Below are 12,398 nucleotides of genomic sequence, written 5' to 3' on the forward strand. Positions count from 1 at the left end.
GTTCAACGGCCGCGGCGAACAGATGATGACCGTCCTGCTGTCCAACCCGTGGGACTCGCTGCGCGCCCTCTTCCTCGGCCTGCCCGGAGACCCGCTCGACCGAACGGGGAAAGGCTTCGCACCGCGCGGGTGACGGAGGTGACGGCGGCGGCGTAGGCGATTCCGAAGGCGAGGGAGGCCAGGAACGCCACGTGCCGCGAGAACCCGTCGATGAGGGGGAAGACCTGCCAGTGGGTCAGGTAGATGTACAGCGAGCTGGTCGCCAGCAGGCCTGCCAGCTGGTTGACGCGTTCGCGGCCGGGCAGGGTGGGCACCCACACCAGCAGGGTGAAGGCGCCGATGATGATCGCTTCGCGGCCGGGGTCGCCGGGGAAGAATCCCGGCACGGTGACCAGGGCCGCGGCGGTGACCACCAGCCGGCGCCGGGCGGTGGCGGCCTTCGCCGCCGCCCAGCCCAGCGCGAACAGCCAGAAGAGGGTGACCGCGTCGGGCATGGCCGTGCGGTCGGGGAGGCCGAGGAGGTCGTAGCGCGTGAGCGTCCCCAGCGCGGCGATCGTCAGCGGCAGCGCGTACGGGAAGCGGCGCTCCGCCCGGTCCACCCAGGGCAGGCTCAGGACGGCGACGGCGGCGATCAGGATGTAGAGCAGCGCCTCGATGAACCAGAAGTGCATGCCCGTCTTGCTGTTCTGGTCGCCGAAGACGCTGTCGAGCAGGGCGAGATTGGCCCACGTGTAGTCGTCGCCCAGGAGCAGCATGCAGCCGATCCAGGCGATGCTCGGCAGTGCGATGCGGCCGATGCTCGTCCCGATGCGGCGGACGCGCTCGCGGCGGTCGGCCGTGGTCAGGTGGAACCGGGCGAAGTTGTAGCCCGCGAGGGCGAGCAGCAGGTGCGCTCCGCCCTTGATCCCGAAGACGTGGATGTGCGAGCCGACGATGCAGAAGATGGCCATGGCGCGCAGGGCGACGCTGGTCTCCAGGGCACGCCGGTTCCCGGCGACCGGCCGCTCCGGCGCTCCGAGTGCGCGGATCGGCGTCGTGTGCCAGTCGGCGGGCAGGTGTCCGAGCCGCTCCTCGAGGTGGAGCGACATCTCCACGTACGAGAGCGAGTCGCCGCCCAGGCCGACGAAGCTGCTGTCCGGGGTGACTTCCGTACCGGGCAGGTCGAGGACCAGCGCGTACAGCGCGCACAGGTCCTCCGGATCCCCGCCGCCGGCGGGCCCGGTCGCGGCCGGCGCCTCGTCGGCCGGACGGCCGGGCTCGCGCACCGCCCGGTAGTCGGGCTTGCCGGAGGTGAGGCGCGGCAGCTCGGCGACCGCCCGGACCCGGACGGCGCGCGCCGGCAGACCGCACTCGCCCGTCACGAGCTTGCGGACCTGCCGTGCGCCGGTGGTGGTGGTGACGGCGGCGATCGTGAGGCCCTCGTCGTCGCCCGCGCACAGCGCGGCGATGCCGTGCCGGGCGAGCATCGCCTCGACCTGCCCGGGGTCGATCCGCAGGCCGAGGATCTTCACGAACCGGCTGCGGCGGCCGACTATCTCGTAGAGCCCGTCAGGAGCGAGCCGGGCGACGTCACCGGTGCGGAGCTCCTCCACGGTCCGGCCCAGACCGAGGTCTTCGGGGGCGCGGGCGTAGCCGAGCATCACGTTCGGCCCGCTGTAGACGAGTTCACCGGCGCCGTCCTCGGGCCGGTCCGGCAGCGGCTCCAGCCGGAAGGACCCGCCGGGGATGGCCACCCCGACCGCCTCGGGCCGGGTCGCGGCGAGGGCCGGAGGCAGATAGGCCATGCGGGCCGTCGCCTCCGTCTGCCCGTACATCACGAACAGCTCCCAGCCGGCGGCACGTCCGAGGGCCGCGTACCGTCTCACCCGGTCGGGTGAGAGCCGTCCGCCCGCCTGGGTCACGTAGCGCAGGTGCGGCAGTTCCATCGTGTCGAAACCGACCCGGTCCAGCAGGTCGAAGGTGTACGGGACGCCCGCGAAGGCCGTCCCGCGGCCGTTCTTGAACAGCTCCCAGAAGCAGCGGTCCGCCACGGACAGGTCGGTGAGGATCAGCCCGGCGCCGCGCAGCAGATGGCTGTGGACGACGGAGAGCCCGTAGCAGTAGTGCAGGGGGAGGGTCGTGGCCGCGCGGTCGGTGTCGCGGACGTCCAGGTACGCGGCTATGGACTCGGCGTTGGACTGGAGGTTCTCGTGCGACAGCCGGACGAGCTTGGGCGATCCCGTGGAGCCGGAGGTGCTCAGCAGCAGCGCGAGATCCGGGTGGAGCACGTGTGCCGAGACGGGGCGCCGTTCGTCGAGCACCCATTCCCCGCCGTCGCAGTGGGCCACGACGTCCGGGTCGTACGCATCGATCAGGGACTGCACGGCCTCCGGGTGGTCGCCCGGCACCAGCAGCAGCGGGTGCCCCGAGGCGAGCGCCGCCAGGTGGACCACGAGGGCGTCGAGGGTGTTGGCACCGACCAGCAGGACCAGACGGCGTTCCCGGCCGAGGCGGCGGACGGTCGCGCCGACCCGTGCGGCCAGCTCGCGGTACGTCACGTGGCCGTCGGCGGTGATGACGGCCGTGCGGTCGCCGTGCGCCGCGAGCCCGCGGGCGAACGCGACGGACGCGACGGACGCGGCACCAGGGGCGGCCGCGGCGTCGTGGGCGCCGGGGAGCAGGTCGGAGGGGGCTGTCACGAGCGCATCTTAGGAAAGGCTTACCTGGCGGGATAGTCACAGAAACATCACATCCGGTACACGGAAGATCCACTGTGAGTACACGGGCGAGCGTGCCGGTAGGGTCGGCTCCGCCGCCGCTCCGGCAGGAGGGTGGTGCAACCGAAACGTTGCGTGCGTCACCCTTGACCTTTAGGTTAGCTTTACCTTACTTATTGGGCGTTCGGGAGTAGTTATCTCCTCTTGCAGTGCAGGAAGGCATTCCATGCGACGCCCCTTGGCCCGACGTCTGACCGCGCTCTTCGCGGCGATGCTCATGCTTCCCGCTGCCGCCGCCTGCGGCGCCGACGAGGACGATGCCGGGCTCGTGATCTACTCGGGCCGCAACGAGAAGCTCGTCAAACCGCTCCTGGACGACCTCGAGAAGGCCGTCGGCACCACGGTCGCCGTCCGCTACGGCGAGAGCGCCGAACTCGCCGCCCAGATCCAGGAGGAAGGCGGCAAGACCAAGGCCGGCCTGTTCTTCTCCCAGGACGCCGGCGCCCTCGGAGCCCTCTCCGCCAAGGGCCTGCTGGAGAAGCTGCCGCAGGAATCGCTCGACAAGGTCGATGCCGCCTTCCGCGGCGGCGCGGGCGACTGGGTGGGCACCTCCGGACGCGTCCGCGTCCTGGCGTACCACCCGGGCCAGGTGGCCAAGGTGCCCGACAGCGTGCACGACCTGGTCAAGCCGGAGTGGAAGGGCAGGATCGGCTACGTGCCGACCAACGCCTCCTTCCAGGCCTTCGTCACCGGCATGCGCGTCCTCGAGGGCGATGAGGCCACCCGCGCCTGGCTCAAGGGCCTCAAGGCCAACGAGCCCAAGGTCTACGACAACAACCTCAAGGTCCTCGACGCCGTCGGCAAGGGCGAGGTCTCGCTCGGCCTGATCAACCACTACTACTGGTACGAGCGCGTCGCCGAGAAGGGCGAGGGCAAGGTCGGCGCGAAGATCCACTTCCTGCCGGGCGGCGACCCGGGCGCACTCGTCAACACGGCCGGGGTCGGCATCGTCAAGGGCACCGACCAGGCGGCCGCGGCCCAGAAGGCCGTGGACTTCCTCCTCTCGGAGAAGGCGCAGAAGTACTTCGCCGACGAGACCAAGGAATACCCGCTGGCCGCGGGCGTGCAGAGCTCGGTCAAGAACCTGCCGCCGCTGGCCTCCCTGGAAGCCCCCAAGATCGACCTCGGCAAACTCGAGTCCCTTCAGGAGACCCTGAAGATGCTGCAGGAAGCCGGGATGGTCTGACCGTCATGCACCCCGCGGATCCTGCCCCGCAGACCGATCCGGCCGTCCGCCCGACCGGCGCCACCCCGCCGGCCGGGCGGACGCGCGCCGGGCGGACGCGCGCCGGGCGGACGCCTGCCGGGCGCCGTCCGCCCGCCGTCCTGCTCCTTCCCGCGGCCGTCGCCGCCGTGTTCGCGCTGCTGCCCCTCGGCTACCTCGCGGTCCGCTCCCTGGAGCGCGGCCCCGCCTTCGCCTGGGAGGCCGTCGCCAACGAGCGCACCGCCCAGCTGCTCGGCCGCAGCCTGGCACTGGCCGCGGTCGTCGTCGCCGCCTGCCTGCTGCTCGGCGTCTCGCTGGCCTGGCTGACCGTACGTACGGCCCTGCCCGGCGCCCGCGCCTGGTCGGTGCTGGTGACCCTGCCCCTGGCCGTGCCCAGCTACGTGGCCGCCTTCGCCTGGCTCTCCGCGGCCCCGGCGCTCGCCGGCTTCACCGGGGCCGCGCTCGCCCTGACCCTGGTGAGCTTCCCGTACGTCTACCTCCCCGTCACCGCCGCACTGCGCGGCACCGATCCGGCCCAGGAAGAGGTCGCCCGCTCCCTCGGCCACGGACCGCTGCGCACCTTCCTGCGCGTCACGCTGCCGCAGCTGCGCCCCGCGGCCGCCGGAGGCGCCGTACTCGTCGCGCTCTACGTGTTCTCCGACTTCGGCGCCGTCTCCCTGATGCGGTACGACACCTTCACCCGCGGCATCTACACCTCCTACCGGGCCAGCTTCGACCGCACCCCGGCCGCCGCGCTGAGCGTCGTCCTGGTCGTCATGACCGTCCTGCTCGTGGCCGCCGAGGCCCGCACCCGCGGCCGGGCCGGCCACGCCAGGACCGGCAGCGGCACCGCCCGCCCCGCCCTCCCCGCACCCCTGGGCCGGTGGAGGATACCCGCGCTGGCCTGGTGCGCGGCCGTCACGGCCGTCGCCGTCCTCACCCCGCTGGGCACGCTCGCCTACTGGCTGGCCGTGGGCAACTCCGCGACCTGGGACCCCGCCGGGCTCCTCGACACCGCGGGCACGACCCTCGGCGCCGCCGCCGCGGGAGCCGCGCTCACCACCCTCCTCGCCCTGCCCGTCGGGGTCATCGCCGCCCGCCACCGGGGCCGCACCGCCGGGCTCCTGGAGCAGGCCGCGTACGCCGGACACGCCCTGCCCGGCATCACCGTCGCGCTGTCGCTGGTCTTCTTCGCGGTCCGCTACGCCGAACCGCTCTACCAGGAACTCCCGCTGCTGGTCTGCGCGTACGCCGTGCTCTTCCTGCCCGTCGCCGTGGCCGGCACCCGCGCCGCCGTACTCCAGTCCCCGCCCGTGCTGGAAGACGTCGCCCGCTCGCTCGGCCGCAGCCCGCTGCGCGTGCTGCGCGAGGTGACGGTGCCGCTGGCCGCGCCCGGGGTCGCCGCCGGAGCCGCCCTGACCTTCGTCGTCTGCATGAAGGAACTCCCGGCGACCCTGCTGCTGCGCCCCACCGGCATGGACACCCTGGCCACCCGCCTCTGGACGGAAACCGGAACCGGATCGTTCGCCGCTGCCGCGCCCTACGCGGCCGCACTGATCGTCCTGGCCGCCGTCCCGTCCTACCTCCTGGGAAGGCACCGCACATGAACGACCTCCGGATCACCGGCCTGACGAAGGGGTACGGCTCCGGTACCCGCGTGCTCGACGGCCTCGACCTGACCGTCCCCGCCGGCTCCCTGGCCGCCGTACTCGGCCCCTCGGGCTGCGGCAAGACCACCATGCTGCGCGTCATCGCCGGCTTCCTGCGGTCCGACGCGGGCACCGTGGCCATCGGCGGGCGCACCCTCAGCGGCCCCGGCACCCACCTCGCGCCCGAACGCCGCCGCATCGGCATCGTCCCCCAGGAAGGCGCCCTGTTCCCGCACCTCGACGTGGCGCGCAACGTCGCCTTCGGGCTGACCGCCCTCGACCGGGCCGCCCGTCGCCTGCGCGTCGAGGAGATGCTGGAACTGGTCGGCCTCGGGGGCTACGGCGACCGCATGCCGCACGAACTGTCCGGCGGCCAGCAGCAGCGCGTCGCCCTCGCCCGCGCCCTGGCCCCGCAGCCGCAACTCGTCCTGCTCGACGAGCCGTTCAACGCCCTGGACAGCGCCCTGCGGTCCGGTCTGCGCGACGACGTACGGGCCGCCCTGCACGCCACCGGGGCCACCGCCGTCCTGGTCACCCACGACCAGCAGGAAGCCCTCTCCACGGCCGACCTCGTCGCCGTCGTCCGCAACGGGGCGATCGCCCAGTGCGGCACACCGCACGAGGTCTACCGCCGCCCCGCCGATCCGTGGGTCGCCGCCTTCGTCGGTGACGCCGTCCTCCTCACCGGCACGGTCGAACAGGGCGCCGCCGCCACGCCCCTGGGCCGCGTCCCCCTGGCGGACCCGCCGGGCGGTCTGCGCCACGGCGTGGTGCTGCTGCGGCCCGAGCAGATCCGGCTGACGGACCTGGAGTCGGCCCCGGCCACGGGCACGGTGACCGAGGTGCGTTTCTACGGCCACGACGCCATGGTCACCGTCGACGTGGACGGAGTGGACGCCCCCGTCGAGGTCCGCGTCGCGGGCCCGGCCCCCGCGGCCCCCGGCGAACGCACCGGCATCGAGGTCACCGGAGAGGCCACCCTCCACCCGGCCGCCGGGTGACGCGGTACGAAACCCAGTTCGTCAGCGTCGGTCGGCCGTGACCACGTCCGGGTGGTTGTTCCCCGCCGGGGCGCTTTTCGGGGCCCAAGGCACCTGCCGCCCGCAACAGTTGACCCATGATCATCGACCCGCCCTCCCGTTCCGGCTCCCCGGACGAGCCCGCACCGGCCCCCGCCCGCCGCCCCTCCCGCCGTACCGTCATCGCCGGCGCGGCCGCCGTCGCCGGAGCCGGCGCGCTCTCGGTCGCGGCCGCGTCCGCCGGGACCCCGCAGGCACCGTCCGGCTCCGCACGCCCCGACTGGGAGACCTGCCTGACCGTCGCCCGGGCCATCCTCGTACGGGACGACGACGACCAGCCCCTGGTACCCCGCTACGCGGACGTCCTCCTGAAGAACGGCCTGCCCCGGTCCCGCCGCCCCGGCAAGAAGGTGCTGGTCGTCGGGGCCGGGCCCGCCGGGCTCACCACCGCGCACCTGCTGCGCGAGGCCGGGCACCAGGTCACCGTCATCGAGGCCAACGCCAACCGGGTCGGCGGCCGCATCAAGACCTTCCGCACCGGCGGCCACGAGAAGGCGGCCGCACCCTTCGCCGACCCCAAGCAGTACGCCGAGGCCGGCGCCATGCGCATCCCGGACAGCCACCCGCTGGTCACCGGCCTGATCGACAGCCTCGGCCTCAAGCGCAGGCGCTTCCACCTGGTCGACGTCGACGGGTCGGGCCGCCCCGCCTACCGCACGTGGATCCTCGTCAACGGCATCCGCGTCCGCCGGGCCGACTACGCGCGCAGCCCGCAGGCGCTCAACCGCTCCTTCGGGGTTCCGGCCGCGTACGAGTCCGTACCCGCCGCGCAGATCGTCCGCAACGCCTTCGCTCCCGTACGCAAGGAGATCGAGGGCAAGAAGGACAAGGAACTCGTCGAGGGCTGGGCCCGCGTCATCCAGCGCTACGGCCACATGTCGATGTACCGCTACCTGACCGAGGTGGCCGAGCTCGACGAGCGCACCATCGACCTGATCGGAACGGTCGAGAACCTCACCTCCCGGCTGCACCTCGCCTTCGTGCACAGCTTCATCGGCGCCTCGCTGATCAGCCCCGACACAGCCTTCTTCGAACTGCCCGGCGGCACCGCCACCCTGGCCGACGCGCTCTACGCCCGCGTCAAGGACCTGGTACGGCTCGACCGCCGGGCCACCCGCATCACGCACGGCGAGGGCAAGGTCACCGTCGACACCGTCTCGGAGGGCCGCGGCGGCAGCCCGGTGCGCCGCGAGAGCTTCACCGCCGACACCGCGATCATCACCGTCCCCTTCTCCGGACTGCGCCACATCCCGGTCGCCCCCGCGCTCTCGTACGGCAAGCGGCGCGCGGTCACCGAACTGCACTACGACGCCGCCACCAAGGTGCTGCTCGAATTCAGCCGCCGGTGGTGGGAGTTCGACGAGGCCGACTGGAAGCGCGAGCTGGAGGCCGTGCAGCCCGGCCTCTACCGGAAGTACCAGGTCGCACAGACCCCCGAGGCCGGCAGCCTGCTGGGCGCCCACCCGTCCGTGCCGAAGGGCCACATCTCGGACGCCCAGCGCGCCCACTACGCCGCCTGCCGGTCCGTCAGCCGCGACCAGCCCGAGGCGGCCGGCGTCATCGGAGGCGGCTCGGCCACGGACAACCCCAACCGCTTCATGTTCCAGCCGTCCTACCCCGTCGAGGGCAGCGCCGGCGGGGTGGTCCTCGCCTCGTACAGCTGGTCGGACGACGCCCTGAAGTGGGACTCCCTCGACGACGAGGAGCGCTACCCGCGCGCCCTGGCCGGAGTCCAGGAGGTGTTCGGGCAGCGGATCGAGGTCTTCTACACCGGAGTCGGCCGCACCCAGTCCTGGATGCGCGACCCGTACGCCTACGGAGAGGCCTCCGTACTGCTGCCCGGCCAGCACACCGAGCTGTTCCCCCACGTGCGCAAGCCCGAGGGCAACCTGCACTTCGCCGGGTGCCACACCTCCATCAAGCCCGCCTGGATCGAGGGAGCCCTCGAGTCCGCGGTGCGGACCGCCCTGGAGGTCCACCTGGCGCCCTGAGCGGCTGCCGGCGCTTCGGCGGCCGCGCCGTCCCGGCCGCCGAAGCGCCCCGCTCGCCCCCACCGCCCGGGTCGTGCGCGCCGTCAGCTTTCGGCGAGCACGATCAGCCAGTCCCCTTCGCAGAGACGGACCGATTCCCGCTTGTCGGGGTTGATCCTCAGCCCGTAGCCGGGGCCCGTGGCGGCCTGAGCCCGCAGCCGGTAGCCGACCGCGCACTCACGGCGGCGGCGCGCCGCTTCGACGAACGTGGCGAACGGGACCTCACGGCCGGCCCGGACGTAGTCCGCGGCCGGCTTGAGGTGGAACTCGCTGCCCTCCGCGTCGAACAGCTCCTCGAAGACCTCGGCGAGGTAGCGGCTCTCCGAGATCTGCGTCATCAGCAGACTGATCAGCCTGCCGCTCACGATGAAGTCGGCGCCGTCCCGGGCGGGCGCGAGCAGCCGGTTGCCGTCGTCGGACATCTCGGTGGTGAGGACGAGTTCGCGCCCCGCGGCCTCCGCGATGGCCCGCAGGTGCAGCAGCGTGACCAGCGTCCTGTCGTCCGCCAGCGCGTCCTCCTGGTCGGCCGGCGCGGCCGTGCCCGTGACCACCGCGTCCGCCTCACCGATCACGATCACGCTGTCGTACGACGGCACGTCCAGCTTGGACAGGACGTGCGGGTCGGTGATGTCGCCGCTGTGGAAGGCCACTTCGAGACGCCGCCGGATCGCCGTGGTGCAGGCGCTGCCCGCCCCGTCGTCGAGGGCGACGACATCGAGAGCGCTGCCCGGGCTCACGTACTGGTCGAGCTGATCCACCAGGAACGGAGCACGGCGGTTCCAGCCGAGCAGGAGCAGGCGTTCGGCCACGGCGGCCCCGGGCCGGGCGGCGACGATCGCCTCCTCGTCGACGCAGGCGCCCACGTCAGCCGGTACGGCGGTGTCGTCGTCCCGGGAGATGACGATGATCCGGTCGCCCGGTCCGATGACGGCCGCCTCCGGATCCGGATTGAGGGCGACGCGTCCGTCGGCGTGCAGCAGGCCGACCACGCAGGACGTGGCGAACGACAGCAGTGCCTCCCCGAAGCGGCGCCCCGCGAGGTCCCCGGCGGCGACGGTGTAGAACTCGTCGCCCGCGAAGTCCAGCAGCTCCTGGTACACGAGCGAGAGGCCGGGCTGACGGGCGGTCTGCACGAGGAGCCGGGCAACGATGTCGTCGACGCACAGGACGTGTCCGCCCGGCCCGGCGGCCAGCCTGGCGGTGGCGCGGTTGCGCGCGTCGCGGACGGCGGCCACCACCACCGTTTCACCGCCCCCGGGTACGGCCGCGTTGAGGGCGAGCAGGGTCTTCACCACGTGCGAGTCGCCGGCCTCCCCGGCGGGCGGCAGCACGAGCACGGCCTTCGCCGTCCGCGGGCTCACCCTGACCAGCTCCGTGGGGTCGGTGGTGCTGCCGTTGCGGCAGATGATGCGCGTCCTGCCCCGGTCGGTGATGCGGGTGGAGAGCTCGTCCTCCATCTCCACCTTGTCCTTCGGGGCGAGCACCGCGATGGCCGACCGGCGCTGGTTGGCGTTGGCGGCCACCAGCTCCCCGGCCACGGGGAAGATCTGGTCGGACCATCCCAGGACGACCGTGTGCCCCGCTTCCAGCACCGTGGAGTGCCCGAGCCGAAGCGCCATGATGCGCCGGTTGATGCCGGTGGTGATCAGACTGACCAGCGTCGACACGAACAGCAGGGCGACCAGGGCGAGCGCCACCGATGCCAGTACGTAGAGCGGGGGGCCGACCGCGCCGCCGATCTTGAGCGTCTGCCCGACGCTGACCCACATCGCCGTGAGCCGGCCGGAGAGGGTCGTCGGGGCCGACCGGTCGGCCCACACGAGAACCGCGCTCGCCGGGACCACCACGGCCAGGCAGGCCAGCGCCAGCCAGCCGATCAGTGCGGTGGTCCCCCCTGCCACGAGATGGTCGAACCGGTACCGCAGGCGCAGCCGGAGGGACGTCGTGTACTCCTGCGCCATGCACGTTTCCTTCGGATCGGCACGCCTCTCGAAGGCCCCTCGTGTTAACCCGCCGCCGTCCGATCGGTTACGGGTGGAGGGTGCGCCGGGCACCGGCGGCAGGCGGAAGCGGCTCCGCGGACCTACGGTGGTCAGAGAACGAGGAGGCGAGGAGGCCGCCATGCAGGAGACGTTCGTCTGGGTGACGACGCGCCGCATCAAGCCCGGCACGCTGGAGGAGTTCGAGAGGGCGTGGCGCCCGGCGTCCCACCCGGACGGCATGCGCCGCGCGTTCGCGTACTGGTCCGAGGACGGGCAGGAGATCACCGGAGTGTCCCTGTGGGACTCCCGGCAGGCCTGCGACGAGTGGCGGTCCTCCGACGCGGAGGAGCAGCGCCGCGAGGTCATGGCCCCGTACGTCGTGGAGGAGCGCGAGAGCTTCCACCGCGGAGGCGAACTCACCATTCCCTGACGGCGGCCGGGGGCCGCGCCGGCGGACGGACCGGGTGGACGGTGAGAGCGCCCTCCGGGTCCAGGGCGATGCGGGTGCCGAAGTCCCGGCTGGTGCGGGCGAGGACCCCGTGGAGCCAGCCGGAGTCCTCCGGGGAGGCGCGGCGCAGGCGCATCCGGTGCGCCTGCAGCGGGACAAGCCGGGCGTGGGCGAGCCGTCCGGTGTCCGGCTCCAGCGCGACGAGGTACAGCAGGCGCAGGTCGTCCCGGTACCGCTCGTGGCCGCCGATGCCCTCGTAGTCGTCGATCAGGTCGCCGCAGCCGTAGAACACCGGATGTCCGCGGTACACCTCGACCGGGCGCGGATGGTGCGAGGAGTGCCCGTGGACGAGGTCCGCGCCGCCGTCCACGAGCGCGTGCGCGAAGCGGATCTGGTCGCGGGGGACGGTGTGGCCCCAGTTCGAGCCCCAGTGGACGGAGACGACCGCGAGGTCGCCGGAGCGTTTGGCCCGGCGGATGCGGCGGACCACCTCCGCCGCGGCGGCCTCCGAGGCCTCGAAGAGGAAGTCGACCCCGCTGCGGTCCGCGGTGGCCGCCCAGGCGTGGGGGATACCGCTGGACGCCATCCCCAGGGCGAACACCAGCAGGCGCCGGCCCCCGGGCAGGGGAAGGACCGCGGGCCTGCGCGCCTCGGCGAGGTCCCGTCCGGCTCCCGCCGTCCGCAGGCCCGCGCCGGCGAGCGCGTCGAGGGTTTCGGCCAGCCCGCGGCGGCCGTAGTCCAGGACGTGGTTGTTGGCGAGGACGCAGACGTCGGGCCGCGCGGCGGCCAGGCACGGCAGGTTGTCGGGGTGCATGCGGTAGTGCACCCCTTTGTCGGGCCATGCGTCGTCACTCAGGGTGACGGAGGTTTCCAGGTTGACGATCCGGGCGTCGGGCGCGGCCGCGTCGAGGAGGCCCAGCGCCTCGCCCCACGGCCAGGTGAAGGCCGCCCCCCGGGGAATCGGGCCGCTCGCGGCCTCCGCGAGCTCGACGTACGTGCGGGCATCACGCACGTACGCCTCCGCCAGGCGCGGATCGCCGGGGTACGGGAGGATCTGGTCCACGCCGCGCCCGAGCATCACGTCACCGGCGAGGAACAGCGTCACGAGCTCGCCGCCCATGCCTCCAGGCTAGGGGGTGTCTGACGGAGGTCCGCGGTGAAGGAGCGGTGTCCGGTGCGTGCTCTCGGCGTGCCGGCCGGATGCCCGCGTACTGGACGTACGTGGGCTTTCGGCCGGTGCGGCGAGAGTG

Annotated in this window: 8 protein-coding genes; 5 read left to right on the forward strand and 3 right to left on the reverse strand. The window is 73.1% G+C overall.

What is annotated here, in order from left to right:
• Window positions 1-2: 2 nt before the first annotated feature.
• Window positions 3-2,678, reverse strand: a complete 2,676-nt coding sequence (locus ACZ6I1_RS23810; protein WP_469290263.1) for an AMP-binding protein — start codon at window positions 2,676-2,678, stop codon at window positions 3-5.
• Between the two features lie 244 nt (window positions 2,679-2,922).
• Here ACZ6I1_RS23810 and ACZ6I1_RS23815 point away from each other — a divergent pair, with 244 nt between their 5' ends.
• From ACZ6I1_RS23815 to ACZ6I1_RS23830, 4 genes are all read left to right on the forward strand, one after another.
• On the forward strand, window positions 2,923-3,942 hold the full coding sequence (locus ACZ6I1_RS23815) for an iron ABC transporter substrate-binding protein (RefSeq protein ID WP_469290265.1): 1,020 nt from the start codon (window positions 2,923-2,925) through the stop codon (window positions 3,940-3,942).
• A 5-nt stretch (window positions 3,943-3,947) separates the two neighbouring features.
• Window positions 3,948-5,567, forward strand: a complete 1,620-nt coding sequence (locus ACZ6I1_RS23820; protein ID WP_469290267.1) for an ABC transporter permease — start codon at window positions 3,948-3,950, stop codon at window positions 5,565-5,567.
• Window positions 5,564-6,610, forward strand: coding sequence for an ABC transporter ATP-binding protein (locus ACZ6I1_RS23825; protein WP_469290269.1), 1,047 nt, complete (start codon window positions 5,564-5,566; stop codon window positions 6,608-6,610). Before ACZ6I1_RS23820 ends, ACZ6I1_RS23825 begins: the two co-directional genes overlap by 4 nt.
• 116 nt (window positions 6,611-6,726) lie before the next feature.
• Entirely contained in the window at window positions 6,727-8,679 is a 1,953-nt protein-coding gene (locus tag ACZ6I1_RS23830) for a flavin monoamine oxidase family protein (protein ID WP_469290271.1), read from the forward strand.
• Window positions 8,680-8,762: 83 nt separating this feature from the next.
• On the opposite strand, the gene ACZ6I1_RS23835 is transcribed toward ACZ6I1_RS23830, so the two are convergent.
• Window positions 8,763-10,679 (reverse strand): CASTOR/POLLUX-related putative ion channel, encoded by a 1,917-nt coding sequence (locus tag ACZ6I1_RS23835; protein ID WP_469290273.1) that lies wholly within the window; start codon window positions 10,677-10,679, stop codon window positions 8,763-8,765.
• A gap of 160 nt (window positions 10,680-10,839) precedes the next feature.
• Between ACZ6I1_RS23835 and ACZ6I1_RS23840 the strand changes: the two genes are divergently transcribed.
• A complete protein-coding gene (locus tag ACZ6I1_RS23840) occupies window positions 10,840-11,130 on the forward strand; it encodes an antibiotic biosynthesis monooxygenase (protein WP_469290275.1) in 291 nt (96 codons plus the stop codon).
• Here the strand turns inward: ACZ6I1_RS23840 and ACZ6I1_RS23845 are convergent.
• Complete coding sequence (locus tag ACZ6I1_RS23845; protein WP_469290277.1) at window positions 11,117-12,268, reverse strand: CapA family protein; 1,152 nt, start codon at window positions 12,266-12,268, stop codon at window positions 11,117-11,119. The genes ACZ6I1_RS23840 and ACZ6I1_RS23845 overlap by 14 nt on opposite strands.
• Between the last annotated feature and the right edge of the window lie 130 nt (window positions 12,269-12,398).

Source organism: Streptomyces sp. NPDC046303 (genome assembly GCF_055588085.1).